Annotated in this window: 21 protein-coding genes; 9 read left to right on the forward strand and 12 right to left on the reverse strand. The window is 71.2% G+C overall.

The annotated features are described in order from the left end of the window. Positions 1-132: 132 nt before the first annotated feature. Both dxs and ACFYRY_RS27415 read left to right on the forward strand, forming a co-directional pair. Complete coding sequence (dxs, locus tag ACFYRY_RS27410; protein ID WP_389151650.1) at positions 133-2,094, forward strand: 1-deoxy-D-xylulose-5-phosphate synthase; 1,962 nt, start codon at positions 133-135, stop codon at positions 2,092-2,094. Between the two features lie 138 nt (positions 2,095-2,232). After that, a complete protein-coding gene (locus ACFYRY_RS27415; protein WP_389150968.1) occupies positions 2,233-3,771 on the forward strand; it encodes an amino acid permease in 1,539 nt (512 codons plus the stop codon). Positions 3,772-3,816: 45 nt separating this feature from the next. On the opposite strand, the gene ACFYRY_RS27420 is transcribed toward ACFYRY_RS27415, so the two are convergent. Beyond that, positions 3,817-4,191, reverse strand: coding sequence for an NTP pyrophosphohydrolase (locus ACFYRY_RS27420; RefSeq protein WP_389150971.1), 375 nt, complete (start codon positions 4,189-4,191; stop codon positions 3,817-3,819). Between the two features lie 34 nt (positions 4,192-4,225). Then, the gene (locus ACFYRY_RS27425; protein ID WP_389150974.1) at positions 4,226-5,116 is read right to left on the reverse strand and encodes an NAD(P)-dependent oxidoreductase; all 891 of its coding nucleotides are present in this window, start codon (positions 5,114-5,116) and stop codon (positions 4,226-4,228) included. Positions 5,117-5,255: 139 nt separating this feature from the next. On the opposite strand from ACFYRY_RS27425, the gene ACFYRY_RS27430 reads away from it, so the two are divergent. Continuing rightward, positions 5,256-6,272: a hypothetical protein gene (locus tag ACFYRY_RS27430; RefSeq protein WP_389150977.1), complete on the forward strand. Its 1,017-nt coding sequence runs from the start codon at positions 5,256-5,258 to the stop codon at positions 6,270-6,272. A gap of 97 nt (positions 6,273-6,369) precedes the next feature. On the opposite strand, the gene ACFYRY_RS27435 is transcribed toward ACFYRY_RS27430, so the two are convergent. The 4 genes from ACFYRY_RS27435 to ACFYRY_RS27450 form a co-directional block, all read right to left on the reverse strand. After that, a complete protein-coding gene (locus ACFYRY_RS27435) occupies positions 6,370-8,496 on the reverse strand; it encodes a 3-hydroxyacyl-CoA dehydrogenase NAD-binding domain-containing protein (RefSeq protein WP_389150980.1) in 2,127 nt (708 codons plus the stop codon). Next, the gene (locus ACFYRY_RS27440; RefSeq protein WP_389150983.1) at positions 8,493-9,719 is read right to left on the reverse strand and encodes a thiolase family protein; all 1,227 of its coding nucleotides are present in this window, start codon (positions 9,717-9,719) and stop codon (positions 8,493-8,495) included. Before ACFYRY_RS27440 ends, ACFYRY_RS27435 begins: the two co-directional genes overlap by 4 nt. Before the next feature lie 119 nt (positions 9,720-9,838). After that, on the reverse strand, positions 9,839-10,876 hold the full coding sequence (locus ACFYRY_RS27445) for a LacI family DNA-binding transcriptional regulator (protein ID WP_389150986.1): 1,038 nt from the start codon (positions 10,874-10,876) through the stop codon (positions 9,839-9,841). Beyond that, the gene (locus tag ACFYRY_RS27450) at positions 10,873-13,299 is read right to left on the reverse strand and encodes a glycoside hydrolase family 2 protein (protein ID WP_389150989.1); all 2,427 of its coding nucleotides are present in this window, start codon (positions 13,297-13,299) and stop codon (positions 10,873-10,875) included. Before ACFYRY_RS27450 ends, ACFYRY_RS27445 begins: the two co-directional genes overlap by 4 nt. Positions 13,300-13,458: 159 nt before the next feature. On the opposite strand from ACFYRY_RS27450, the gene ACFYRY_RS27455 reads away from it, so the two are divergent. The 3 genes from ACFYRY_RS27455 to ACFYRY_RS27465 are packed head-to-tail and all read left to right on the forward strand — an operon-like array spanning position 13,459 to position 16,552. After that, a complete protein-coding gene (locus ACFYRY_RS27455; RefSeq protein WP_389150992.1) occupies positions 13,459-14,772 on the forward strand; it encodes an extracellular solute-binding protein in 1,314 nt (437 codons plus the stop codon). Beyond that, positions 14,772-15,725 (forward strand): carbohydrate ABC transporter permease, encoded by a 954-nt coding sequence (locus ACFYRY_RS27460; protein WP_389150994.1) that lies wholly within the window; start codon positions 14,772-14,774, stop codon positions 15,723-15,725. Before ACFYRY_RS27455 ends, ACFYRY_RS27460 begins: the two co-directional genes overlap by 1 nt. Continuing rightward, a complete protein-coding gene (locus ACFYRY_RS27465) occupies positions 15,722-16,552 on the forward strand; it encodes a carbohydrate ABC transporter permease (protein ID WP_389150997.1) in 831 nt (276 codons plus the stop codon). The genes ACFYRY_RS27460 and ACFYRY_RS27465 overlap by 4 nt, the downstream gene beginning before the upstream one ends. A gap of 18 nt (positions 16,553-16,570) precedes the next feature. Here the strand turns inward: ACFYRY_RS27465 and ACFYRY_RS27470 are convergent, their stop codons facing one another. From ACFYRY_RS27470 to ACFYRY_RS27480, 3 genes are all read right to left on the reverse strand, one after another. Beyond that, the gene (locus ACFYRY_RS27470; RefSeq protein WP_389151000.1) at positions 16,571-17,875 is read right to left on the reverse strand and encodes a ribonuclease D; all 1,305 of its coding nucleotides are present in this window, start codon (positions 17,873-17,875) and stop codon (positions 16,571-16,573) included. A gap of 120 nt (positions 17,876-17,995) precedes the next feature. After that, complete coding sequence (locus ACFYRY_RS27475) at positions 17,996-18,658, reverse strand: response regulator transcription factor (RefSeq protein WP_123992183.1); 663 nt, start codon at positions 18,656-18,658, stop codon at positions 17,996-17,998. 308 nt (positions 18,659-18,966) lie between these two features. Next, positions 18,967-19,644, reverse strand: a complete 678-nt coding sequence (locus ACFYRY_RS27480; protein WP_389151003.1) for a DUF3000 domain-containing protein — start codon at positions 19,642-19,644, stop codon at positions 18,967-18,969. Positions 19,645-19,752: 108 nt separating this feature from the next. On the opposite strand from ACFYRY_RS27480, the gene hemE reads away from it, so the two are divergent. Continuing rightward, entirely contained in the window at positions 19,753-20,841 is a 1,089-nt protein-coding gene (gene hemE, locus ACFYRY_RS27485; RefSeq protein ID WP_389151006.1) for a uroporphyrinogen decarboxylase, read from the forward strand. Between the two features lie 63 nt (positions 20,842-20,904). On the opposite strand, the gene ACFYRY_RS27490 is transcribed toward hemE, so the two are convergent. After that, positions 20,905-21,729 (reverse strand): rhomboid family intramembrane serine protease, encoded by an 825-nt coding sequence (locus ACFYRY_RS27490; RefSeq protein ID WP_389151009.1) that lies wholly within the window; start codon positions 21,727-21,729, stop codon positions 20,905-20,907. 125 nt (positions 21,730-21,854) lie between these two features. Between ACFYRY_RS27490 and ACFYRY_RS27495 the strand changes: the two genes are divergently transcribed. Further along, on the forward strand, positions 21,855-22,175 hold the full coding sequence (locus tag ACFYRY_RS27495) for a hypothetical protein (protein WP_389151012.1): 321 nt from the start codon (positions 21,855-21,857) through the stop codon (positions 22,173-22,175). 8 nt (positions 22,176-22,183) lie between these two features. Here ACFYRY_RS27495 and ACFYRY_RS27500 read toward each other — a convergent pair whose 3' ends face one another. Next, the gene (locus tag ACFYRY_RS27500) at positions 22,184-23,578 is read right to left on the reverse strand and encodes an FAD-dependent oxidoreductase (protein WP_389151015.1); all 1,395 of its coding nucleotides are present in this window, start codon (positions 23,576-23,578) and stop codon (positions 22,184-22,186) included. Positions 23,579-23,636: 58 nt separating this feature from the next. Beyond that, positions 23,637-24,629, reverse strand: a complete 993-nt coding sequence (locus ACFYRY_RS27505; protein ID WP_389151018.1) for a DUF4349 domain-containing protein — start codon at positions 24,627-24,629, stop codon at positions 23,637-23,639. A gap of 157 nt (positions 24,630-24,786) precedes the next feature. Here ACFYRY_RS27505 and hemG point away from each other — a divergent pair, with 157 nt between their 5' ends. Next, the gene (hemG, locus tag ACFYRY_RS27510) at positions 24,787-26,241 is read left to right on the forward strand and encodes a protoporphyrinogen oxidase (RefSeq protein ID WP_389151021.1); all 1,455 of its coding nucleotides are present in this window, start codon (positions 24,787-24,789) and stop codon (positions 26,239-26,241) included.

Here is a 26,241-nt window from a genome sequence, read left to right on the forward strand (position 1 = left end):
CAGATCTTGGGTACAGCTACAGCCGATCGCGTGACCTATCACGCACCGCCCGGGCGTCCGCCGCACAGCCGGAACATTAGACTCGACGAGCCCGGCAACAGCTCGATCAGCTCTACTTGCAAGGAGGTACGGGTGCCGCTGCTGACCCGCATCAGGGGACCGCGCGATCTGGACCGGCTCAGCCTGGAGCAGCTGGACCAGCTGGCCGAGGAGATCCGGACCTTCCTCGTCGACGCCGTCTCCAAGACCGGCGGCCATCTCGGCCCCAACCTCGGTGTGGTCGAGCTCACCATCGCCCTGCACCGCGTGTTCGAATCACCCAAGGACAAGGTCCTCTGGGACACCGGACACCAGTCGTACGTGCACAAGCTGCTCACCGGCCGTCAGGACTTCTCCAGGCTGAAGATGAAGGGCGGTCTGTCGGGCTACCCCTCGCAGGCCGAGTCCGAGCACGACGTCATCGAGAACAGCCACGCCTCCACGGTCCTCGGCTGGGCCGACGGCATCGCCAAGGCCAACCAGATCCTCGACCGCGAGGACCACGTGGTCGCCGTGATCGGCGACGGCGCCCTCACCGGCGGCATGGCCTGGGAAGCGCTCAACAACATCGCCGACGGGGACCGTCCGCTGGTCATCGTCGTCAACGACAACGAACGGTCGTACGCGCCGACCATCGGCGGCCTCGCCAACCACCTCGCGACGCTGCGGACCACCGACGGGTACGAACGCTTCCTGGCCCGCGGCAAGGACCTCCTGGAGCGCACCCCGGTCCTCGGCAGGCCCCTGTACGAGACCCTCCACGGCGCCAAGAAGGGCCTCAAGGACTTCATCGCGCCCCAGGGCATGTTCGAGGACCTCGGCCTGAAGTACGTCGGCCCGATCGACGGCCACGACATCGAGGCCCTGGAGTCCGCGCTGGCCCGCGCCAAGCGCTTCGGCGGGCCCGTCATCGTGCACTGCCTCACCGAGAAGGGCCGCGGCTACCAGCCCGCCCTCCAGGACGAGGCCGACCGCTTCCACGGCATCGGCCCCATCCACCCGGACACCGGCCTGCCGATCAAGGCCTCGGGCGCCGACTGGACCTCCGTCTTCGGCGACGAGATGGTCCAGCTCGGCAAGGAGCGCGAGGACATCGTCGCGATCACCGCGGCGATGCTGCAGCCCGTCGGCCTGAAGAAGTTCGCGGACGCCTTCCCGGACCGCATCTACGACGTCGGCATCGCGGAACAGCATGCCGCCGTGTCCGCCGCGGGGCTGGCCGCGGGCGGGGTGCACCCGGTGTTCGCGGTGTACGCCACCTTCCTCAACCGTGCCTTCGACCAGGTCCTGATGGACGTCGCCCTCCACCAGTGCGGTGTGACCTTCGTCCTGGACCGGGCCGGCGTCACCGGCACCGACGGCGCCTCCCACAACGGCATGTGGGACATGTCGATCCTCCAGGTCGTGCCGGGCCTCAGGCTGTCCGCCCCGCGCGACGCCGACCAGGTCCGCGCCCAACTCCGGGAGGCCGTCGCCGTCGACGACGCGCCGACCGTGGTCCGCTTCTCCAAGGGCGCCGTCGGCCCCGCCGTACCGGCCGTGGGACGCGTCGGAGGCATGGACGTGCTGCGCGAACCGGGCACCGACACCCCGGACGTCCTGCTCGTCTCGGTCGGCGCCCTCGCGCCGATGTGCCTGGAGATCGCGAACCTGCTCGACAAGCAGGGGATCTCCACCACCGTCGTCGACCCGCGCTGGGTCAAGCCCGTCGACGAGGCCATGGCCCCGCTCGCCGAGCGGCACCGTGTGGTCGTCACCGTCGAGGACAACTCCCGCGTCGGCGGCGTCGGCTCGACGATCGCGCAGGCCCTGCGGGACGCGGGCGTCGACGTGCCGCTGCGCGACTTCGGCATCCCGCCCCGCTTCCTCGACCACGCCTCCCGCGCCGAGGTCATGGCGGAGATCGGGCTGACCGCGCCCGACATCGCCCGCCAGGTCACCGGCCTGGTCTCGAAGCTGGACGGCATCCCCCACTCCCGGCTCCGCACGAGCGGGGGGAGCGCCATCGGCAGCACGGCGGCCGAGGTCGAACCGGTCGAGCCCGCCCGCGACTGACCTGCCGAACGGGCCGGTCATCCCACTCTTGTCCTGACAGTGGTATGACCGGCCCGTTCGCGTGAAAATACCCGCGCCGGGGCATACGCACTACGCCCCTCCCGATCATGTCGGGGCGACACAGCGTGGGAGGTACCCATGAGCAGTACCCTCTTCCGGACGAAGAAGGTCGAACAGTCCATCCTCGACACCGAGGAACCCGAGCACGCGCTGAAGAAGTCCCTCTCCGCGCTGGACCTGACCGTCTTCGGCGTCGGTGTCATCATCGGCACCGGCATCTTCGTCCTGACCGGCACGGTGGCCAAGAACAACGCCGGTCCCGCCACCGCCCTGGCCTTCGTCGTGGCCGGTGTCGTCTGCGCGCTCGCCGCGCTCTGCTACGCCGAGTTCGCCTCCACCGTCCCGGTGGCGGGCTCCGCGTACACCTTCTCCTACGCCTCACTCGGTGAACTGCCCGCCTGGATCATCGGCTGGGACCTGGTCCTGGAGTTCGCGCTCGGCACCGCGGTGGTCGCCGTCGGCTGGTCCGGCTACATCGCCTCACTGCTGGACAACGCGGGCTGGCACCTGCCGGCGGCGCTCAGCGGCAGGGAGGGAGCCCACGGCTTCGGCTTCGACATCCTCGCCGCCGCCCTCGTCCTGGTCCTCACCGGCATCCTCGTGGTCGGCACGAAGCTCTCCGCGCGCTTCACCGCCGTCGTGGTCGCCATCAAGGTGACCGTCGTCCTGATCGTGATCGTCGCGGGCGCCTTCCTCATCAAGGGCGACAACTACCACCCGTTCGTCCCCAAGGAGCAGGCCGTGGAGGCGGGCAGCGGGCTCAAGGCCCCGCTCATCCAGCTGATGGTCGGCTGGGCCCCGTCCAACTTCGGCCTGATGGGCATCTTCACCGCCGCCTCCGTCGTCTTCTTCGCTTTCATCGGGTTCGACGTGGTGGCCACGGCCGCCGAGGAGACCCGCAACCCGCAGCGCGACATGCCACGCGGCATCCTCGGCTCGCTGCTGATCTGCACCACGCTGTACGTCCTGGTGTCGATCGTGGTGACCGGCATGCAGCACTACACCAAGCTGTCGGTGGACGCCCCGCTCGCCGACGCGTTCAAGGCCACCGGGCATCCCTGGTTCGCGGGCATCATCAGCTTCGGTGCCGCGGTCGGTCTGACGACGGTCTGCATGATCCTGCTGCTCGGCCAGACCCGGGTCTTCTTCGCGATGAGCCGTGACGGGCTGCTGCCCCGCTTCTTCTCCCACGTCCACCCGCGGTTCAAGACCCCGCACCGCCCGACCATCCTGCTCGGCGTGATCATCGCGATCCTGGCCGGCTTCACCAGCCTGAGCGAGCTCGCCGAACTGGTGAACATCGGCACGCTGTTCGCGTTCATCGTGGTCGCCATCGGCGTGCTCATCCTCCGCCGGACCCGCCCCGACCTGCCCCGCGCCTTCCACACCCCGCTGGTGCCGGTGCTGCCGATCGTGTCGGTGCTCGCGTCCCTGTGGCTGATGCTCAACCTGCCGGCCGAGACCTGGCTGCGCTTCGGCATCTGGATGGCCATCGGCTTCGTCGTGTACTTCCTCTACGGCCGCGGCCACAGCCGCCTCGGACGGCAACAGCGGGACGACGCCGACCAGTCGGCGGACCCGCCGCACGGCACGGCGGAACCGACCGCGGCGCCGTAGCCGACACCCCAGGGAGGGAGGGGGCGGCGGTCCCGGTGTGCCCGGTCAGGATGGTCTGACCGTGCGTGGACCGGTCACCTCCGCCCCCAACTCGCCCACCCTGCGCCTGAGTTCACGATCCGCCGTGACGACGAGCACGGCCCGCCCGGCCGCCCGCGCCACCAGCTCGACCATGTGGTCGTCCCCGCTGCCGGGCGCCGCCTCCACCCGCACGCCCGGCACCGGCTCCACCCCCCGCGCCGCGCCCTCGACCACCAGAACGATCTCCACGGGGCCGTCACGCCCCGGCACCCCGTCCGCCGCCAGGCGGTCCCGCAGCCGTTCCGCGGCCCCTCGCCGGTCCCGCCACCAACCGTCGGGCACCGACCCGACGACGTTCGCGGCGTCCACGATCACCAGCAGCGGGGCGTTGTCGTCCATGCGGCCAGGGTGCCACGCCGCACGCCGCCACCCCTCAGTGCTGAGGCTTCTCGTCGAAGCTGGCGAAGTAGGCGGCGACCATGTCCTCGTCGGCGTGCCCCTGCGCGGCGGCCCGCTCCAGCCGCTCCGCGCTCGCGGCGGCCACGTCGAGGCGTACGCCGCTCAGCTCGCCCGCCCGGACGATGAGCCGGGCGTCCTTGACGGCCGTGGCCACCGCGAACTGGGCGGGAGTGAGCCGGTCGTCGAGCACGAGCTGGGTCTTGGCCCGCAGATAGCCCATGTCGAGCGGGCCGCCCGCGATGGCCTCGAAGAAGCTCTGCGGGTCCACGCCGAGCGCCTGGGACAGGGCCAGCACCTCACCGGCGGCCGCGGTGGCGGCGATGACCCAGCTGTTGGCCACCAGCTTCAGCCGGGTCGCGCTGCCCTCGGCGCCGTCCTCGCCGGTCCACACGGTGCGGGCGCCGACCGCGTCCAGGACGGGAGCCACCGCGTCGCGGCTCCCGGCGGGCCCGGCGGCCAGGACGAGCAGCTGTCCGGCCTCGGCGGGCTGCCGGGTGCCCAGCACCGGCGCGTCGAAGAAGACCAGCCGGTGCGCGCGGGCGAAGTCGGCCAGCTCGTCGATCACCTCGATGCCCGCGGTCGTCGACTGGACCCAGGCGGCCCCCGGGCGCAGGCCGGACGCGGCCTGCCGCATCACGTCGAGGGTGGCGGGACCGTCGTACAGCATGGTGAGGACGACATCGGCGCCCTCCACCGCCTCGGCCGGGGTGTCGGTGACGGTGATGCCGTCGGCGCCGAGCGGTTCGGCCTTGTCGCGGGTGCGGTTCCAGGCCCGGACGGTGTGCCCCGCGCGGGCCAGGTTGCGGGCCATCGCCGCTCCCATGATCCCGGTGCCCAGGACGCTCACGGTGATCGTGTCGGTCATGACGTCGACTTCCTGTTCTCGTACGGCGGTTCTCGCTGTACACCAGCCTGCCCCCTCACGGTGACGACAGCCCGCTGGGGGGGGGCGTCGGCCAGGGGCCGGAACGCGCGCGGTCGCCCGCCTCGCTTAGAGTGAACCGGTGAACGGCGACTGGCTCATACGCGGCCGTGACGGCCGGCTCAGTGTGTACCTGCCCGTGGATGACGCCGTCCTGTGCCGGGCCGAGCGCGGCCCGGGCGGCCTGTGGGACGCTCCCCGCCGGGTGGGCGGCGAGCAGAAAGTGCAGGGTGTGCTCGCGGTCGGGCAGGGCGGCGACGGCTACGCCCATCTGGCCGCCTGGCGGACCACCAAGCCCGGCCAGTCCGCCCTGGTGCACTCCACCCACTTCCGGCCCCGGCTGGCGGCCCTCGACTGGAGTGCGATCGGGCACCCCGACAAGACGGGCGAGCGCACTGGCGAGCCCGCCGTCGCCGTCGACAGCGAGGGCCGCGCCCATGTCTTCGTCCGCAACAAGGGCGGCGGGGTGAGCATGGTGGCGCAGAAGGAGAAGGGGGGCTGGAACCCCTGGCGCGACCTCAAGGGGCATGACACGCAGGACGGGTTGGCGGCCGTGACCGGGGAGTCGGGACGCGTCGAGCTGTACGCGGCCACGTCCGGCCAGATCCTGCACTGGCGTCAGGAGGAGGCGGGCGCCGCGCCGGTCCTGGACGAGACGGTCGAGGCCCCGGTCCGTCCCGGCACCCTGCGCGCGCTCGCCACCTCCCCGGACAGCAGCACGCTCTTCTTCACCGACGCCTCCGGGGACCTGTGTGTCTGGCGTCCGGGCGCCAAGCCCGTCACCCTGCTCGCCTCCGCGGGCCCCGGCCCGGTCGCCGCCGTGCGCTGCGAACTCGACGGACACGACTGCACCTTGCTCGCCCAGCGCTCCGCCGGCGGCCGGGTCGCCTTCGCCGCGTACCCCACCGAGCTGGAGTCGGCCGGCGCCTGGTGGACCGAGTCGGGGCCCCAACTCCCCCTGGACTCCGTGGTGTCGCTGGCCGTGGACGAGGACGACCGGGTGGTCGCGGCCACCCTCTCCCCGTCCACCGGACGTCTGTTGCTGACCCGGCGCAAGGACGAGCCCGGCCTGGCTCTGGAGGCCTGGCGACCGGTCTGAGGCCCCCGCCCAGCCCCTATCCGTCGAGGCATGCCAAAAGGGGGTGGAACGCATGGATCGTCACCATGCGCCCCACCCCCCCCTCAGGGGTACCGCGTTACGCCGGGACGCTCGCCACGCCCGGGGCCAGGAAGGTCTTGCCGTTGACGCGCTCGGAGACACCCTCGCGGTCCAGGTACGGCGTGATGCCGCCCAGGTGGAAGGGCCAGCCGGCGCCCGTGATCAGGCAGAGGTCGATGTCCTGGGCCTCGGCGACGACGCCCTCGTCGAGCATCAGCCCGATCTCCTGCGCCACCGCGTCCAGGACCCGCTCGCGGACCTGCTCCTCGGTGAGGACGGTGTCGCCCTGCTTCAGCAGCGCGGCGACCTCCGGGTCGAGCTCCGGCTTGCCGCTGTCGTAGACGTAGAAGCCGCGCTTGCCGGCCTTGACGACGGCGGCGAGGTTCGGGGAGACCTTGAAGCGGTCCGGGAAGGCGCCGTTGAGGGTCTCGGACACATGCAGACCGATCGCCGGGCCGACCAGCTCCAGGAGCACCAGCGGGGACATCGGCAGGCCGAGCGGCTCGACGGCCTTCTCGGCGACCTCGACCGGGGTGCCCTCGTCGATGACGTTCTGGATCTCGCCCATGAAGCGGGTCAGGATGCGGTTGACGACGAACGCCGGGGCGTCCTTCACCAGAACCGCCGTCTTCTTCAGCTTCTTGGCGACACCGAACGCGGTGGCCAGCGAGGCCTCGTCGGTCTGCTCGCCGCGGACGATCTCGAGCAGCGGGAGGATCGCGACCGGGTTGAAGAAGTGGAAGCCGACGACCCGCTCGGGGTTCTTCAGCTTCGACGCCATCTCGGTGACCGACAGCGAGGAGGTGTTGGTGGCGAGGATGGCGTGTGCCGGGGCGACCGCCTCGACCTCCGCGAACACCTGCTGCTTGACGCCGATCTCCTCGAACACGGCCTCGATGATGAAGTCCGCGTCCGCGAAGCCCTCGGCCTTGTCCAGCACACCGGAGACCAGAGCCTTGAGGCGGTTGGCCTTGTCCTGGTTGATGCGGCCCTTGCCGAGCAGCTTGTCGATCTCGGCGTGGACGTAGCCCACACCCTTGTCGACGCGCTCCTGGTCGATGTCGGTCAGTACGACCGGTACCTCGAGGCGACGCAGGAACAGCAGCGCGAGCTGCGAGGCCATCAGGCCCGCGCCCACGACGCCGACCTTGGTGACCGGGCGGGCCAGGTTCTTGTCCGGGGCGCCGGCCGGACGCTTGCCGCGCTTCTGCACCAGGTTGAACGCGTAGATGCCGGACCGCAGTTCGCCGCCCATGATCAGGTCGGCGAGAGCCTTGTCCTCGGCGTCGTACCCCTGCTGGAGGTCGCCGTTCTTGGCGGCGGCGATGATGTCGAGGGCGCGGTAGGCGGCCGGAGCTGCCCCGTGCACCTTGCTGTCGGCGATGAAGCGGCCCTTGGCCACGGCCTGGTCCCAGGCCTCGCCACGGTCGATCACCGGGCGCTCGACCTCGACGTCACCCTTGAGGACCTGGGCGGTCCAGATCAGCGACTGCTCCAGGAAGTCGGCGCCCTCGAAGATCGCGTCGGCGATACCGAGGTCGAAGACCTGCTGCCCCTTGAGCTGCTTGTTCTGGTTGAGCGAGTTCTCGATGATCACCGAGACGGCCTTGTCGGCGCCGATCAGGTTCGGCAGCAGCGTGCAGCCGCCCCAGCCGGGGACCAGGCCGAGGAAGACCTCGGGCAGGGAGAACGCCGGGAGCGCCTTGGAGACGGTCCGGTACGCGCAGTGCAGACCGACCTCGACGCCGCCGCCCATCGCCGCGCCGTTGTAGTACGCGAAGGTCGGGACGGCGATGCCGGCCAGGCGCTTGAAGACCTCGTGGCCGCCCTGGCCGATGGCCAGCGCGTCCTTGTGCTCCTTCAGCAGCTCGACGCCCTTGAGGTCGGCGCCGACGGCGAAGATGAACGGCTTGCCGGTGATGCCGACACCGACGATCTCGCCGGCCGCGGCCTCCTTCTCGACCTGGTCGATGGCGGTGTCGAGGTTCGCCAGCGACGCCGGGCCGAAGGTGGTCGGCTTGGTGTGGTCGAAGCCGTTGTCCAGCGTGATGAGCGCGAAGCGCCCGGCGCCGAACGGCAGGTCGAGGTGGCGTACGTGCGCCGAGGTCACGACCTCGTCGGGGAACAGCTCGGCCGCGCCCTTCAGGAGTTCAGTGGTGCTCACTTGTCGCCTCCGGCGTCCTTGTGGTGCGGGTTCTCCCAGATGACCGTCGCGCCCATGCCGAAGCCGACGCACATGGTGGTGAGGCCGTAACGGACCTCCGGCTGCTCCTCGAACTGGCGGGCCAGCTGCGTCATCAGACGGACGCCGGAGGAGGCCAGCGGGTGGCCGTACGCGATGGCGCCGCCGTACTGGTTGACGCGGGCGTCGTCGTCGGCGATGCCGTAGTGCTCCAGGAAGGCGAGGACCTGGACCGCGAAGGCCTCGTTGATCTCGAAGAGGTTGATGTCCTCGATCGACAGACCGGCCTGGGCGAGGGCCTTCTCGGTGGCCGGGATCGGGCCGTAGCCCATGACCTCCGGCTCGACGCCCGCGAAGGCGTAGGAGACCAGGCGCATCTTGACCGGCAGGTTGTGCTCGCGGGCGAAGTCCTCGCTGGCGATGATCGAGGCGGTCGCGCCGTCGTTCAGGCCGGCCGCGTTACCGGCGGTGACCCGGCCGTGCACGCGGAACGGGGTCTTGAGGCCGGAGAGGTTCTCCAGGGTGGTGCCCGGCCGCATCGGCTCGTCGGCGGTGACCAGGCCCCAGCCCGTCTCACCGGCCTCTGCGTTGGTGCGGCGCACCGAGATCGGCACCAGGTCCGCCTGGATCTTGCCGTTGGCGTACGCCTTCGCGGCCTTCTCCTGCGAACGCACCGCGTACTCGTCCGCGCGCTGCTTGGTGATCGTCGGGTAGCGGTCGTGCAGGTTCTCCGCGGTCATGCCCATGAACAGGGCGGACTCGTCGACCAGCTTCTCGCTGACGAAGCGCGGGTTCGGGTCCACGCCCTCGCCCATCGGGTGGCGGCCCATGTGCTCCACGCCACCGGCGATGACGGCGTCGTAGGCGCCGAACGCGATGGAACCCGCGGTGGTGGTGACGGCCGTGAGCGCACCGGCGCACATACGGTCGATCGAGTAGCCCGGCACCGACTGGGGGAGCCCGGCGAGGATCCCGGCCGTGCGGCCCAGCGTCAGGCCCTGGTCACCGATCTGGGTGGTCGCGGCGATGGCGACCTCGTCGATCTTCTTGGGGTCGAGACCGGGGTTGCGGCGCAGCAGCTCCCGGATCGCCTTCACGACGAGGTCGTCGGCCCGGGTCTCGTGGTAGATGCCCTTCGGGCCCGCCTTGCCGAACGGGGTGCGGACGCCGTCGACGAAGACGACGTCCTTGACGGTACGAGGCACGATGGCTCTCCTCCAGGGTGCGGGATCTGCACTGCTGCGATGCGCTGAGCGCGCGCTCAGCACCCATGCTACTTATGAGTAACGTAGCTGCACAGTCCCCCCGGCTCAAGCGGTGAAGGTCACACCTTCGCGGGCGCCGTCGAGCCCCGTGGAGTCAGGACCGGAGTGGGCACCGGATGCGACCCGGGGCCCTCTTTCGTGATTACTCCGAACAGGGTCCGGGCCGCCTCCGCCCCGAAGCCGTGCACGTCATGGCTCATCGCGGAGAGCGTCGGATGCGTGAGTCGGCACAGCTGGGAGTCGTCCCAGGCGAGCAGGGAGACGTCGTCGGGCACACCCAGCCCCATCTCGGCGGCCACCGAGAGCCCCGCCACGGCCATGATGTCGTTGTCGTACACGATGGCGGTCGGCCGGTCCCGGGGCGCCGCCGTCAGCAGCGACCGCGTCGCCCGCGCCCCCGCCTCCCCGGAGTAGTCCGTGGCCACCTGCCACGCCCCGGCCAGCTCCAGCGCCCGGGCCGCCTCGTCGAAGGCGGCGGTACGCATGGAGGTGTGCCCGAGGGCCGCCGCGCCCCCGACCCGGGCGATCCGCCGGTGCCCGAGCGCGGCGAGATAGCGCACCGCCTCCGTCACGGCGGTGGCGTCCTCGGTCCACACGGAGGTGAGGCCACCGGTCAGCGAGGGGTGCCCGACGGCGACCGCCGGCATCCCGAGCCGCTTGACCGCGGCCACCCGAGGATCGTCCGCGCGGAAGTCGACGAGGATGGAACCGCCGATCTGCCGCCCCCGCCACCAGGTCTCCTGGATCCCGACCTCCTCCTCCACGCTCCGCACCAGCCGCAGCAGCAACGAGCAGGAACGCTCGATCAGGACGCTCTCCACCCCCGACACGAAATCCATGTAGAAGGGCTCCAGGCCGAGCTGCCGGGCGGGCCGGCAGATCGCCAGCCCCACCACGTCCACCCGCGAACCGGCCAGCGTCCGGGCGGTCGGGCTCGGCGCCCAGCCCAGCTCCCGCGCCGCCTCGAAGATCCGGTCCCGGGTCGCCTCCGACAACCCCGGCTTGTGGTTGAAGGCGAGGGACACCGCCCCCTTGGACACACCGGCGCGCGCGGCGACGTCCTTGATGGTGACGCGCGAGGGCGGCTGGGCTGTCATCGGTGGGGCTCCATGCAGTACAGGGCTGTGCGGACGGCGGCGGCATCCTGGTCGTCCCGGCTCTTCCAGCCCCGCACACCGATGGTCACCCGTTCCCCGGGCAGCAGCGTCAGGCGCCCCCGGTCGGCCCGCGCCGCCGGATCCAGCCGGTCGGCCTGGAGCAGCAGATCACGCAGCAGGGTGCGCGCCGTCACCTCGATCCCGCCCGGCACCAGCGCGACCTCGAACCGGGGCCGGGGATAGGGGATGTCGCGGTCCGCGGCCGGGAAGTGCAGGGCACGCAGCCCTTCCCCGCCCTCGTCCCCGCTCCCGACCTCGCCCGGGCGGCTGGACCCCCCTGCGTCCGCGACCAGGAACTCCTTCGGGCCCACCGGCACCAGCTCCCTCGGCACCGCGAAGTCGGCCACCGACCGCGCCCCGGCCGTGAAGCTCACGTTCGCCGAACCGATCACCAGCCCCTCGACGGACATCCGCCGCAGGGCCAGCGTGCCGGACCACACCCGCGCCGACTGGTTGACGGCCGCCGACACCAGCCCGCCCTCCCGCACCTGGAGGGTGAGCAGCCGGTCCGCGTACAGCCGCCGCAACTCGTGGTACAGCGGCTTCTCACGGCCGTCCCCGTCGATCGCCGCCCACGACGTCACCGGCCAGCAGTCGTTGAGCTGCCAGACCACGGTGCCCGCGCACACCGGCCAGTGCGCCCGCCAGTGCTCGATCCCGGTGGCGACCGCACGGGCCTGGTTGATCTGCGTGAGGTAGTGCCAGCGGTCGAAGTTCCCCTCGGGCAGGGCGAAATGACGGGCAAGGCCGCGCTCCAGCTTGCCGTTGCCGTCATCGGCCTTCTGGTGGTGCAGCATCCCGGGGGAGTCGGGGGCGAGCACCTCACCCGGCAGTGCGCGGCGCAGCGTGGCGTACGCGGGCGGCGCCTGCCAGCCGAACTCGGCCACGAAACGCGGCACGTTCGCCCGGTAGTCCGCGTAGTCCTCCCGGTTCCACACCTCCCAGGAGTGGTGCGTGCCGTGCGCCGGGTCGTTCGGGTGGTGCTCCCAGGACCCGGACCAGGGGCTGCCCGCCGCGTACGGCCGGGTCGGATCCAACTCGGCCACCACCCGCGGCAGTACGCCCAGGTAGTACCCCTCGCCCCAGGAGTCCGAGGCCAGCCGCCGCTCCCAGCCCCAGTCCCGGAACCCCCACAGGTTCTCGTTGTTGCCGTTCCACAGCACCAGCGAGGGGTGCGGCATCAGCCGTACGACGTTCTCCCGGGCCTCGGCCTCCACCTCGCCGCGCAGCGGCTGCTCCTCCGGGTAGGCCGCGCAGGCGAACGGGAAGTCCTGCCAGACCAGCAGACCGAGTTCGTCGCAGGCGTCGTAGAAGTCCTCGCTCTCGTAGATCCCGCCGCCCCACACCCGCACCAGGTCCACCCCGGCGTCGGCCGCCTGCCGCAGCCGCCGCCGGTAGCGGTCCGGTCCGATCCGGGACGGGAACACGTCGTCCGGGATCCAGTTCACGCCCCGCGCGAACAGCCGCTCCCGGTTGACCACGAAGGTGAACCCGGTGCCGTGCGCGTCGGGGCCGCGGTCCAGTTCGACGGTCCTGAACCCGACCCGACGCCGCCACACGTCCAGCGGTCGGTCCTCGTGCAGGAGCGTCAACTCGACGTCGTACAGCGGCTGTTCGCCGTAGCCGCGCGGCCACCACAGTCGTACGTCAGGAACCTCGACCCGTACCGTCCCGCTCGTCCCGTCGATCTCCGCGCGCGCCCGCACCCCGCCGACCGTCGCCTCCACCGCGAGCCGTGCCTCGACCCGGGACCGCTCGACGTCCACCCGCACCTCGACCCGCCCCGAGCCGTCCTCGACGGTCACCAGCGGGCGCACCCGCGCGAGGCGGGCCGTCGACCAGCGCTCCAGCCGCACCGGCCGCCAGATCCCGGCCGTCACCAGCGTCGGCCCCCAGTCCCAGCCGAAGGAGCAGGCCATCTTGCGCAGGTACTGGTAGGGCTCGGCGTAGGCGGCGGGCCGCTCGCCCAGCTTCCCGCGCACGGCCTCCGCCTCGGCGTACGCGGACCCGAACCGCACCGACAGCCGGCCGCCGAGCCCGGTCACGTCGAAGCGGTACGAGCGGTGCATGTTCCGGGTCCGGCCGAGGAGCCGGCCGTCGAGCAGCACCTCGGCGACGGTGTCGAGGCCGTCGAAGACCAGGTCGGTCTGCTCGTGCCCGTCCGAGGTCGCGAGGTCGGTCTCGTACGTCCACTCCCGTCGCCCCACCCACGCGACCTCACGCTCGCCCTGCCCGACAAAGGGGTCCGGGATCACCCCCGCCGCCAGCAGATCGGTGTGCACACACCCTGGCACCGAGGCCGGGAGCTCACCCCCCTCGTGCTTCAGGATCCAGCCCTCGGTGAGCGGTGTGGCCTCCAGCATGCGCACTCCCTAAACCGGTCTACCCCAGCATCGAGCGCCACGTGGTCATCGTTGGCGGGAATGGGACTTTACCGGTTGAGAAAGCGCTGTCAGAGTGCCGAATCAGCCATCTCGTACGTGCTCGTCCGTCCCGTGAACCCGTGAACGGAGCTGATGCACATGAACCGCCGTCACATCCTCGCCATGGTCGTCGCGGCCGCCCTGCTGGTCCCCGGCTGCACCGGGACCGGAGGCACGTCGAAGGGCGCCGACGCCAAGGCGCCCGACGACCCGTCGAAGGTCACCGGAACCATCAAGGTCCTCACCGTGCGAACCGACCTGGTGCAGGACGGCACGATGAAGAAGTACGCCGCCGAGTTCAACAAGACCTATCCGAAGGTCAAGGTCGAGTTCGAGGCCCTCACGAACTACGAGTCCGAAGTCAAGATCCGCATGAACACGGAGAACTACGGCGATGTGCTGCTGATCCCCGCGGTGATCAAGAAGAGCGACTACCCGAAGTTCTTCGCCTCGCTGGGGACCCGTCAGGAGCGGGGCAAGAAGTACCGCTTCACCGACTTCACCACCGTCGACGGCAAGGTCTACGGACAGACCCCGGTCGGGGTGAGCCCCGGGTTCGTCTACAACAAGCGGATCTGGAAGGAGGCCGGGGTCACCGACTGGCCCACCACCCCGGCCGAGTTCCTCACCGACCTCAAGGCCATCAAGTCCAAGACCGACGCCGTCCCGTACTACACCAACTTCGCGGCCGGCTGGACGCTGACCTCGTGGACGTACGTCAATGGCTCGGTCCACTGCGACACCCAGGCGACCGACAAGCTGGCCGAGGGCGACCCGTGGGCGAAGGGCGCCGACCTGCGCGTGGGCGACACCCTGCTGTACGACACCGTGAAGTCCGGGCTGATCGAGAAGGACCCGACGACCAGCAACTGGGAGGAGTCCAAGCCCAGGCTGGCGAAGGGCGAGATCGCCACCCAGTGGCTCGGCACCTGGGCGATCGTCCAGTTCAAGGACGCCGCGAAGAAGGCCGGCGTGAACCCCGACGACATCGGCTTCATGCCCTTCCCCTCCCAGGTGGACGGCAAGTTCTGCGCGGTGATCAGCCCCGACTACAACCAGGCCGTCAACGTCCACTCGAAGCACAAGGACGCGGCCCGCGCCTGGATCGACTGGTTCACCGACAAGTCGACCTACGCCCAGGACAACCTGGCCATCTCCCCGCTCAAGAACGCCCCGCTGCCCGCCGTGATGAAGCCCTACGAGGACGCCGGCGTGAAGTTCATCGAGGTGGACGACAGCAAGGGCGCCCAGGTCAAGAACATCGACAACCAGTCGGAGACCGGCATCTACGCCCCCGAGTACCGGCAGAACCTCGTCGACCTCGCCCGCGGCGCCCGCAAGGGCAGCCTCGACGACTTCTTCGCCGACCTCAGTGAACGCTGGACCAAGGCGCAGAAGACCTCGGGGTCCTGATGGCGGACGTCACCGAGAAGACGGCCGTACGGGCCGGGGCGGGCGTGGCACCCGCCGCCCCCGTCCCGGCCTCCACCCCACGCCGGGCGCGGCTGCGGCGGGGCCTCACCCCCTGGCTCTTCCTGATCGTCCCGCTCGCCCTGCTGATCACCTTCACCTACGCGCCGATCGCCAACATGGCCGCGTACAGCCTCACCGACTGGGACGGTGTGAGCCCTGAACTGCACTACACGGGCGTCGGGAACTACACCGAGATCTTCACCAGGGAGGACCTCTTCCGGGTCTTCTTCGTCAGCGGCTACTACCTCGCCGCCTCCGTGGTGCAGATCGTCGCCGCGCTCTACTTCGCGACGATCCTGAGCTTCGACGTCCGCTTCCGGAACTTCTTCAAGGGCGTGCTCTTCTTCCCGTACCTGATCAACGGGGTCGCGATCGGCTTCGTGTTCCTCTACTTCTTCCAGGACGGCGGCACCCTCGACTCGGTGCTGAGCCTGTTCGGGTACCACTCCGACCACTCCTGGCTCGGCACCCCGGTCTCGGCGAACACCTCGCTGGCCGGCGTCTCGGTCTGGCGCTACCTGGGCGTGAACTTCGTCCTGTTCCTCGGCGCGATCCAGTCCATCCCGGGGGAACTGTACGAGGCCGCGGAACTGGACGGCGCGGGCCGCTGGCACCAGTTCCGGCACATCATCGCGCCCGGCATCAAACCCGTGGTCACCCTCACGGTGATCCTGTCGATCTCCGGCTCGCTGTCGGCCTTCGAGATCCCGTACATCATGACCGGCGGGGCGACCGGCACCGAGACCTTCGTGATCCAGACGCTGAACCTGGCCTTCCGCTTCAACAAGACGGGGCTCGCCTCGGCGGCCGCGATCGTGCTGCTGCTGATCATCCTGCTGGTCACCTGGGTACAGCGGCGCCTCGTCCCCGACGACAGGGTGGACCTCGTATGACACGTCGTGCCGTGGCCCGGACGCTCGTGTACCTCTCGCTGATCGGCGCCACGCTGGTGGTCCTGCTCCCGCTCGGGGTCGTCCTGCTGACGTCCCTGAAGTCCGAGACGGAGATGGCCCGGGGCGACGGTGCGCTGTCGCTCCCGGACGACCCGCTCAACTTCCACAACTACGTGTCGGCGTTCGAGGGCGGCGAGATGCTGTCGGCGTTCGGCAACACCGCCGTCATCCTGCTGTTCTCCATCGGCGGCACCGTCCTCATCGGCTCGATGACGGCCTACGCCATCGACCGCTTCACGTTCCGCTTCAGGAAACTGGTGGTCGCGCTCTTCCTGGTCGCCGCGCTGGTCCCGGGCGTCACCACCCAGGTCGCCACCTTCCAGATCGTCAACAGCCTCGGGATGTTCGACTCGCTGTGGGCGCCGATCGTCCTCTACATGGGCACCGACATCGTCTCGATCTACATCTTCCTGCAGTTCGTGCGGTCCATCCCGATCTCCCTGGACGAGGCGGCCCGCCTGGACGGCGCGGGTGCCTTCACGATCTACCGCAAGGTCATCTTCCCGCTGCTCAGGCCGGCCGTCGCGACGGTCGTGATCGTGAAGGGGATCACCGTCTACAACGACTTCTACATCCCCTTCCTCTACATGCCCTCGGAGGATCTTGGCGTGATTTCGACGTCGCTGTTCCGCTTCAAGGGCCCCTACGCCGCCCACTGGGAGACGATCTCGGCAGGAGCGGTCCTGGTGATCCTGCCGACCCTGATCGTCTTCCTGAGCCTGCAACGCTTCATCTACAACGGCTTCATGCGAGGAGCGACGAGGTGAGCGCGCCCGCGACAGGCCCTACTCGGACAACGCGGCCACCAGAACCGGCGTCACCTGTTCCACCTGCCACGGCCGGGCCCCCAGCCCCGCCAGCGCGGCCGCCACGGACTGCGCGTCGACCACGGCGGGCGGCTCCCAGCAGACCCGTCGCACGGTGTCCGGCGTGATCAGGTTCTCCTGCGGCATGGTGAGCTGTTCGGCCAGCGCCGAGACGGCCGTCCGGGCCGCCGACAACCGAGCCGCGGCGGCGGGATCCTTGTCGGCCCAGGCACGCGGCGGCGGCGGCCCCGTCACCGGCTGTCCCGGCTGCGGAAGCTGGGCGTCGGACATCGCCTTGGCCCGGTCGACGGCCGCCTGCCACTGCTCCAACTGCCGCCGGCCCATCCGGTGGCCGAACCCGTTCAACGCGGCGAGCGCGTGCACATTGGCCGGAACGGCGAGCGCCGCCTCCACGATGGCCGCGTCGGACAGCACCTTGCCCGGCGACACGTCCCGCCGCTGGGCGTTGCGGTCCCGCGTCTGCCACAGCTCACGCACCACCGCGAGCTGCCGACGCCGCCGCACCTTGTGCATCCCGGAGGTCCGCCGCCAGGGGTCCTTGCGCGGCTCCGGCGGCGGGGCCGACGCGATGGCGTCGAACTCCTGCTGCGCCCACTCCAGCTTGCCCTGCCGGTCCAGTTCCTTCTCCAGCGCGTCCCGCAGGTCGACGAGCAGCTCCACATCCAGTGCCGCGTAGCGCAGCCACGGCTCGGGCAGCGGCCGGGTCGACCAGTCGACGGCCGAGTGGCCCTTCTCCAGGACGAAGCCCAGCACGCCCTCGACCATCGCGCCGAGGCCCACCCGGGGGAACCCGGCGAGCCGGCCGGCCAGCTCGGTGTCGAACAGACGGGTGGGGACCATGCCTATCTCCCGCAGGCACGGCAGGTCCTGGGTGGCGGCGTGCAGCACCCACTCCACCCCGGAGAGCGCCTCGCCCAGACCCGACAGGTCAGGGCAGGCCACGGGGTCGATCAGCGCGGTCCCCGCGCCCTCGCGGCGCAGCTGGACCAGATAGGCGCGCTGGCCGTAGCGGTAGCCGGACGCGCGCTCGGCGTCGACGGCGACCGGGCCGGAGCCGGCGGCGAAGGCGGCGATCACCTCCGCGAGCGACTCGTCGTCGGCGATCACCGGTGGAATGCCCTCGCGGGGTTCCAGCAAGGGGATGGGTTCAGGGCCGGGCTCGGAGTTCGGCGCCCCCGTAACAGAAGATCCGCCGTCGTCCGGAGGGGCGCCTCCGGTGGTTCGCAGTGAAATGTCTGCTGCGGTGTCTTGGGCGTCGGTCACATGTCAAGGGTATCCATGTATGGACAGCGCCCGCCGACGGAACGTTCCGTCGGCGGGCGCCTGAGGGTCGTAAACCAGTCACCTCGGTGAAAGACGCGGTGAAGGTTCCGGCTGGGTGGGTCAGTGGATGATCCCGGTGCGCAGGGCCACCGCGACCATCCCGGCGCGGTCACCCGTGCCGAGCTTGCGGGCGATGCGGGCGAGGTGGCTCTTGACGGTCAGGGCGGACAGGCCCATCGAAACGCCGATCGCCTTGTTCGACTGGCCCTCCGCGACCAGTCGCAGCACCTCGACCTCTCGGCCGGACAGTTCGCGGTAGCCGCCCGGGTGACTCGGGGCACCCGGGGGGCGGCGGTGCATACGGGCGGCGGCGGCGCCGATGGGGGCGGCGCCCGGTCGGGTGGGGAGCCCGAGGTTCGTACGGGTGCCGGTGACGACGTAGCCCTTGACTCCGCCGGCGAGCGCGTTGCGCACCGCGCCGATGTCGTCGGCGGCCGACAGGGCCAGCCCGTTGGGCCAGCCCGCCGCGCGGGTCTCGGACAGGAGGGTGAGGCCGGAGCCGTCGGGCAGGTGGACGTCGGCGACGCAGATGTCGCGGGGGTTGCCGATGCGGGGACGAGCCTCCGCGACGGACGAGGCCTCGATGACGTCGCGCACACCGAGCGCCCACAGGTGGCGGGTGACGGTGGAGCGGACGCGCGGGTCGGCCACGACCACCATGGCGGTCGGCTTGTTCGGGCGGTAGGCGACCAGGCTTGCGGGCTGCTCGAGGAGAACGGACACCAGGCCTCCTGGGTGGGGGACGGGGCCGGCTTGTGGGGAGGAAGCCGGGACGAATCGTGCTTTCAAGGTCACAGTCGTCTTCGGCACCAAACCCGTTCGCCTTTAGAGAATGATCACGATCTAGTGAGTAACAATCCGTGCAATTCGGACACGCGATCGATCACTCGAAGATCGAACGGTTTCACTCTTCGTCGATACGTGGCCGAAAGTGGCCGTATCGACAAAGAGATCGGCAAAGAGGTCGACAGGGATCGGTAAAGGGGTTGACGGGGGTCGACCGTCGGTCGGTGCGGGCGGCGGAGGGGGACTCAGCGGGCCTGCGGGTCCCGGCGCTGCGGCAGCGTGACCACCGACGCGTCGCCCGGTCCGGCCGGCGGCAGCCCCGCGACCTGGGCCAGCAGATCGCACCAGGACGCCAGGTGGGCCGCGGTGTCCGGAACCCCGCCCAGACCCTCCCGGGGTGTCCAGGACGCGCGGATCTCGATCTGCGAGGCGGCCGGACGTTCGGACAGCCCGCCGAAGTAGTGGGAGCTCGCCCGGGTGACCGTGCCGCTCGGCTCGCCGCACGTCAGACCGCGCGCGGTGAGCGCCCCGGTCAGCCAGGACCAGCAGACGTCGGGCAGCAGCGGATCGGCGGCCATCTCGGGCTCCAGTTCCGCGCGCACCAGCGTCACCAGCCGGAAGGTGCCCTGCCAGGCGTCGTGCCCCTTCGGATCGTGCAGCAGCACCAGCCGGCCGTCGGCCAGGTCCTGGTCGCCGTCGACGACCGCCGCCTCCAGCGCGTACGTGTACGGGGCGAGCCGCTGCGGTGCCGGAGTCGGCTCCACCTCGATCTGCGGCCGCAACCGCGCCGCTCTCAGCGCGTCCACGGCCGCCCGGAAGGGCGGCGGAACCGACCTGCTCGTATGCCCCTCGCCCTCCTCGGTGTCCTTCTCCTCGTCCATTCCGCCCGTGCCGTCCGACAGTCGTCCCTGAGCCGCAGCCATGCGGGGAAGATTAAGGGGAACGGGGGCCTTGTGCAGGGAGGGACACCCTTTTGCCGGGCGTCGGGGTCGCCGTCGGGGCCGGGTCCAGTGCCGTGCGAGACTTGCCCCGTGAGTGCCAAAGAGAGCCCCGCGAGCCCGCGCCCGGCGCAGCAGACAGCCCCGTCCGACGCGGTCAAGGATTCCGCCTTCCTCAGGGCCTGCAGGCGCGAGCCGGTGCCGCACACGCCCGTGTGGTTCATGCGGCAGGCCGGGCGCTCGCTGCCGGAGTACCGCAAGGTCCGCGAGGGCATCCCGATGCTGGAGTCCTGCACGCGGCCCGAGTTGGTCACCGAGATCACACTCCAGCCCGTGCGCCGGCACGGCGTGGACGCGGCCGTCTACTACAGCGACATCGTCGTCCCGCTCAAGGCGATCGGCGTGGACCTCGACATCAAGCCCGGCGTCGGCCCGGTCGTCGCGCACCCGATCCGCACCCGCGCGGACCTCGCCCAGCTCCGCGACCTCACGCCCGAGGACGTCTCCTACGTCACCGAGGCCATCGGTCTGCTGACCGCCGAGCTCGGCTCGACCCCCCTGATCGGTTTCGCGGGCGCGCCTTTCACCCTCGCGAGCTACCTGGTCGAGGGCGGCCCCTCACGCACGTACGAGAACGCCAAGGCGATCATGTACGGCGACCCCGAGCTCTGGGCCGACCTGCTGGACCGTCTCGCGGACATCACGGCCGCCTTCCTGAAGGTCCAGATCGAGGCGGGCGCGAGCGCGGTCCAGCTGTTCGACTCCTGGGCCGGCGCACTGGCTCCGGCGGACTACCGCCGCTCGGTGCTGCCCGCCTCCGCCAAGGTCTTCGAGGCCGTCGCCGGGTACGGCGTCCCGCGCATCCACTTCGGTGTCGGCACGGGTGAGCTGCTGAAGTTGATGGGCGACGCCGGCGCGGACGTCGTCGGCGTCGACTTCCGCGTCCCGCTCGACGAGGCCGTCCGCCGGGTCGGCCCCGGGAAGGCGCTCCAGGGCAACCTCGACCCGACCGTCCTGTTCGCCGGCACCGAGGCCGTCGAGGCCAAGACCCGCGAGGTCCTCGACGCGGCCGCGGGCCTGGAGGGGCACATCTTCAACCTCGGCCACGGCGTCATGCCGACCACCGACCCGGACGCACTGACCCGGCTCGCCGAGTACGTCCACGCGCAGACGGCTCGGTAGCGCCGCGGCAGGCAACGTTCGCCCCGTCGCGCAAACGTTGCCTGCCACGGCACTAGCAGGCGCTCACCACGTGTGCCGGGGCCGCGCCCGCCTGCCGAACAGCAGGCCGCGCGGTTCCGGCGGCGGGGGCGTCCCCGGCTTCAACGGCCAGGCCAGCAGCATTCCCGCGAGGAAACCGACGACGTGCGCCGCGTACGCCACCGTGCCCGCGGCGGAGACGCCCTCGCCGGACGAGTACACCGCCTGCAGCGCGAACCAGAAGCCCAGCACCAGCCAGGCCGGCAGCCGCAACGGCAGGAAGACCAGGAACGGCACCAGCACCCACACCCTGGCCTTCGGATACAGCACCAGGTAGGCCCCGAGCACCCCGGCGATGGCTCCCGAGGCGCCGATCAGGGGGTCGGCCGAGTCGGCGTTGAACAGCGCGAAGCCGTACGACGCCGCGTAGCCGCAGACGACGTAGAAGAGCGCGTACCGCACATGGCCCATGCGGTCCTCGACGTTGTTGCCGAAGATCAGCAGGAACAGCATGTTGCCCAGCAGGTGCAGCCAGCTGCCGTGCAGGAACATCGCCGTGAGGACGCTGAGGGGCGGCGACTTGTCGTACGTCGGCGGACCCACCACGCAGCCCGCGCCCCGCGCCCCCATGCCGACGTCGCCGGTGGGCACCAGCCGCGGCAGCTGATGGTGGATCAGTTCCTGTGGCACGGCCGCGTAGTGGTCCAGGAACGCCTGGAGGTGACAGAGCTGGGACAGGCTGCTGTCGCCCGCCACGGAACCGGAGAGACCGGGCATGAACAGGAAGACGAGGACGTTCGCGGCGATCAGCGCGTATGTCACCCAGGGGGTGCGGCGCACGGGGTTCACGTCATGGACGGGGATGACCACAAGGAAGTAGTGCCCCGGATGTGGGCCGCGAATCGGTGAACGCCGCCGTCATCGGGTGCGTATGTCTCCTCAACCGCCCGCGGCACGGGGAAGGCGGGTCGCGGGGACGACGTGAGGAACAGGCGATGAACGACCGAGTTACTCCTCCTATGCACGCCACGCCCGACGGCGAGGCGGAGATCTCGCTGGTGCTGCGACTGCCCTGGGAGGACGTGGCACGGCTCGGCCAGGACGCGGGGCGGCTGGCCGCGCAGATGCAGCGGCCGGTGACCCTCGACGAGGCGGTGAGCCACCGGCTCAGGTCGGCCCGGTCGGCGGCCCACGCGAAGCCGGCGGGGGAGCAGCCGGCGCCCATGACCAGCAGTGCCTCCGTGTCGTCGCTGCCGTCGAGGCCGCCGGCCGACCAGGCGCGGCAGGCGATCGAGAGGATCAACGGGACCGCGTAGGGGTCGTTTCAGGAGGCCCGCACTTTCACGGCTGCCTTGCGGGCCGCCACCAGGACCGGGTCCCAGACGGGGGAGAACGGAGGGGCGTAGCCCAGGTCCAGGGCTGTCATCTGCTCCACCGTCATACCGGCGGTCAGGGCCACCGCGGCGATGTCGACCCGTTTGCCCGCGCCCTCCCGGCCGACGATCTGCACGCCGAGCAGCCGTCCCGTGCGGCGCTCGGCGAGCATCTTCACCGTCATGGGGGCGGCGTCGGGGTAGTAGCCCGCGCGGCTGGTCGACTCGATGGTGACCGACTCGAACCGCAGGCCCACCCTGCGGGCGTCCTTCTCCCGCAGGCCCGTACGGGCGATCTCCAGGTCGCACACTTTGCTGACCGCCGTGCCGACCACGCCCGGGAACGTGGCATAGCCGCCGCCCGCGTTGGTGCCGATGACCTGGCCGTGCTTGTTGGCGTGGGTGCCCAGTGCGATGTGCCGCAGCTGGCCCGACACCAGGTCGAGGACCTCCACGCAGTCGCCGCCCGCCCAGATGTTCTCGTGGCCGCGGACCCGCATCGCCAGGTCGGTCAGCAGGCCGCCGTGGGCGCCCAGCGGCAGCCCCGCCGCCGCGGCGAGCCCCGTCTCGGGGCGCACCCCGATGCCGAGCACCACCACGTCCGCCGGGTACTCGGCGTCCTGCGTGGCCACCGCCCGCACCCGGCCGTCGTCGCCCGTGAGGACCTTGGTGACCTCGGCGTCGTCGACCATGGTGATCCCCAGGCCCGCCATCGCCTCGTGCACCAGCCGGCCCATGTCCGGGTCGAGCGTGGACATCGGCTCCCGGCCCCGGTTGACGACCGTCACCTCGTAGCCGCGGTTGATGAGCGCCTCGGCCATCTCGACGCCGATGTAGCCCGCGCCGACCACGACCGCCCTACGGCCACGCGTCCCGGCCAGCGTGTCGATGAGCGCCTGGCCGTCGCCGAGGGTCTGCACGCCGTGCACCCCGGGCGCGTCCATGCCCGGCAGATCCGGCCTCACCGGGCGGGCACCGGTGGCGATCACGAGTTTGTCGTACGACGTCCAGGACTCGGCCCCGGAATCGACGTCACGCGCGCGGACCCGCCCCGCGGCCACGTCGATCTCGGTGACCTCGGTGCGCATCCGCAGGTCGATGTCGCGTGCCCGGTGCTCCTCGGGCGTCCGGGCGATCAGCTGGTCCCGGTCGGAGACGTCACCGCCCACCCAGTACGGGATCCCGCACGCCGAGTAGGAGGTGAAGTGGCCGCGCTCGAACGCCACGATCTCCAACTCGTCCGGGCCCTTCATCCGACGGGCCTGCGACGCCGCGGACATCCCCGCGGCGTCCCCGCCGATCACGACCAGACGCTCCGACCCACGCTTCGTACGGCTCATGCTCATACGAACACGCTACGTGGGCAGGGCATTTCAGTCCCGTGAAGCGCTCCCTCGCGGCGGCTCAGTTCTCCTCGCCGCCCTCCCGCGGGCGGGTCGGCTCGGGCGCCTGCCGGGCCGTCGGCAGCGGGCCCAGCGCTGTCGTCGCGGGCGCGGTGGCGGGGCGGTGCGGCAGCCGGGGCCGGATCAACCGCAGCCATGCCAGGACGATCAGCGCGGCCACCGCCAGGAACGGCAGCACCGCCCCGATCACCACGGCCAGCCAGCGCAGCATCGTCAGGAACGCGTCCCAGCCGCCCGCCAGCGCGTCCACGAACCCCGGGTCGTCGTCCTCGTGGGCTGCCTTCTTCACCGGCGTCTCGGACAGGGACAGGGTGATGGTCGCCAGGCTGGTGCGGTCCTTCAGGGACGACTGCTGGGCCAGCAGCGCCTCCAGGTCGGATTCCCGCCTGCTCAGCTCGCCCTCCAGCGTCACCACGTCACTGAGCTTGGTCGCCTGGTCCATCAGTTCACGCACCCGCGCCACGCTGGCACGCTGCGAGGCGATACGGCTGTCCACGTCGACGACCTGATCGGTGACGTCCTGCGCCTTCGCCGTGCGTTCGAGGAGCTTGCCGGTGCCCTGGAGCGCGTCGAGGACCGTGTCGTACCGGTCGACGGGCACCCGCAGCACCACCCGGGTGCGTTCGTGGCCGTCCTGGTCCCGGCTGGTGGACTCGTCGCCGACGTAGCCGCCCGCGTTCTCGACGGTGCCGCGTGCCTCGTCGAGGGCCTTCGGTACGTCCTTGACCCGCACGGTCAGCGACGCGGTACGGATGATGTGGCTGGTGACCTTGACGGGCGCGGTCGCCTTGGCGCCACCCGTCCCGCGGGCGTCACCGGAGCCGGCCGCGCCACCCGGTGCGGCCTCCTTCGCGTCGCTCCGCGCGGCGGGCCTGTCGGCCGCCGTGCTGCCGGCATCACCGCCGTCGGCACTGCAGCCGGTCAGCGCGAGGGCCGCGGCCAGCAGGAGAGGGGCCAGGACCTGAACGGGTCGTACGGAACGTCGTGCGCGCATGCGGGCTACCCCCGGGGGTTGTGACGACTGACGCTCCTTCGACGCCGGAGCGGGCCCAGACGTTGGAGGGGAACGGTCCCGATGCGGTCACGGTCGGGACTCGTGAAGGACACCGGCCCGGCGCCGGGGTGTCAGTGGCGTCTGAGAAGGTGGGCACATGAGCGCAACGGGTACGGGCACCGGGCATGTCATCGTCGTCGGAGCCGGGATCGCGGGGCTGGCCGCCGCCCACCGGCTGCTGCGACGGGGGACGCGGGTGACCGTGCTGGAGGCCTCGGACCGCGTCGGCGGCAAGCTGCTGCCCGGCGAGATCGCGGGCGCCCGTGTCGACTTCGGCGCCGAGTCGATGCTCGCCCGCCGCCCCGAGGCCGTCGCCCTCGCCCGCGAGGTGGGCCTGACCGACCGCCTCCAGCCGCCCGCCACCGCGACGGCCTCGCTGTGGACCCGCGGCGTCCTGCGCCCGATGCCCAAGGGCCATGTGATGGGTGTCCCCGGCACCGCCGACGCCCTGACCGGCGTGCTGTCCGACGAGGGTCTCGCCCGTATCGGGCAGGACGCCGACCTGCCCCGCACGGAGGTCGGCGAGGACGTGGCGGTCGGGGAGTACGTGGCGGCGCGGCTGGGCCGCGAGGTCGTCGACCGTCTCGTGGAGCCGCTGCTCGGCGGGGTCTACGCGGGCGACGCGTACCGCATCTCGATGCGCTCGGCCGTCCCGCAGCTCTTCCAGGCCGCGAGCACGCACGACTCCCTGACGGCGGCCGTCCGCGAGATCCAGGCGAAGGCCGCGGCGAACCAGCAGACCGGACCGGTGTTCATGGGCATCGCGGGCGGAGTCGGCTCGTTGCCGCTCGCGGTGGCCGAGTCGGTGCGCGAGCGCGGCGGTGACATCGTGACCGGGTCGCCGGTGACCGAGCTGCGCCGGGAGGCGTCCGGCGGCTGGCGGGTGGTCGCCGGTGACCGGGTCCGGCACGCCGACGCGGTGATCGTCGCCGCCCCCGCTCCGGTCGCCGCCGCTCTGCTGCGCACCGAGTCACCCGCGGCCGCCACCGAGCTCACCGCCGTCGAGTACGCCTCCATGGCGCTGGTCACCCTCGCCTACCGCCGCGCGGACGTCACCCTCCCCGAGGGCAGCGGCTTCCTCGTCCCGCCCGTCGACGGACACACCATCAAGGCGTCGACGTTCGCCTCCCAGAAGTGGGGCTGGATCGCCGAGGAGAACCCGGACCTGCTCGTCCTGCGCACCTCCGTCGGCCGGTACGGCGAGACGGCGATCCTGGAGCGCGAGGACGCCGACCTCGTCGCCGTCTCCCGGCACGACCTGCGCGAGGCGACCGGCCTGGACGCCGCTCCCGTGGAGACCCGCGTCGTCCGCTGGACCGACGGCCTGCCCCAGTACCCGGTCGGCCACCACGCGCGGGTGGCCCGGATCCGCGAACACATCGGCAAGCTGCCGGGGCTCGCCGTGTGCGGCGCCCAGTACGACGGCGTCGGCATCCCGGCCTGCATCGCGAGCGCGTACGCGGCGGTGGACCAGATCGGCGGCGACCTCAGCGCGGCGCGGGAGCTCACCGCCAACCCGGTGCAGAGTCTGCACGGCGGCGCGGGAGAATGA

The sequence above is a fragment of the Streptomyces sp. NPDC005263 genome, assembly GCF_042872365.1.
Classification (GTDB): domain Bacteria; phylum Actinomycetota; class Actinomycetes; order Streptomycetales; family Streptomycetaceae; genus Streptomyces.

What these genes read in the sequence shown, in the direction of transcription:
- ACFYRY_RS27495 (WP_389151012.1), top strand. Translation starts at nt 21,855, where the DNA reads ATGAACGACCGAGTTACTCCTCCTATGCACGCCACGCCCGACGGCGAG.
- ACFYRY_RS27420 (WP_389150971.1), bottom strand. Translation starts at nt 4,191, where the DNA reads ATGGACGACAACGCCCCGCTGCTGGTGATCGTGGACGCCGCGAACGTC.
- ACFYRY_RS27480 (WP_389151003.1), bottom strand. Translation starts at nt 19,644, where the DNA reads ATGGCTGCGGCTCAGGGACGACTGTCGGACGGCACGGGCGGAATGGAC.
- ACFYRY_RS27425 (WP_389150974.1), bottom strand. Translation starts at nt 5,116, where the DNA reads ATGACCGACACGATCACCGTGAGCGTCCTGGGCACCGGGATCATGGGA.
- ACFYRY_RS27500 (WP_389151015.1), bottom strand. Translation starts at nt 23,578, where the DNA reads ATGAGCATGAGCCGTACGAAGCGTGGGTCGGAGCGTCTGGTCGTGATC.
- ACFYRY_RS27455 (WP_389150992.1), top strand. Translation starts at nt 13,459, where the DNA reads ATGAACCGCCGTCACATCCTCGCCATGGTCGTCGCGGCCGCCCTGCTG.
- ACFYRY_RS27460 (WP_389150994.1), top strand. Translation starts at nt 14,772, where the DNA reads ATGGCGGACGTCACCGAGAAGACGGCCGTACGGGCCGGGGCGGGCGTG.
- ACFYRY_RS27415 (WP_389150968.1), top strand. Translation starts at nt 2,233, where the DNA reads ATGAGCAGTACCCTCTTCCGGACGAAGAAGGTCGAACAGTCCATCCTC.
- ACFYRY_RS27450 (WP_389150989.1), bottom strand. Translation starts at nt 13,299, where the DNA reads ATGCTGGAGGCCACACCGCTCACCGAGGGCTGGATCCTGAAGCACGAG.
- hemG (WP_389151021.1), top strand. Translation starts at nt 24,787, where the DNA reads ATGAGCGCAACGGGTACGGGCACCGGGCATGTCATCGTCGTCGGAGCC.
- ACFYRY_RS27465 (WP_389150997.1), top strand. Translation starts at nt 15,722, where the DNA reads ATGACACGTCGTGCCGTGGCCCGGACGCTCGTGTACCTCTCGCTGATC.
- ACFYRY_RS27445 (WP_389150986.1), bottom strand. Translation starts at nt 10,876, where the DNA reads ATGACAGCCCAGCCGCCCTCGCGCGTCACCATCAAGGACGTCGCCGCG.
- ACFYRY_RS27505 (WP_389151018.1), bottom strand. Translation starts at nt 24,629, where the DNA reads ATGCGCGCACGACGTTCCGTACGACCCGTTCAGGTCCTGGCCCCTCTC.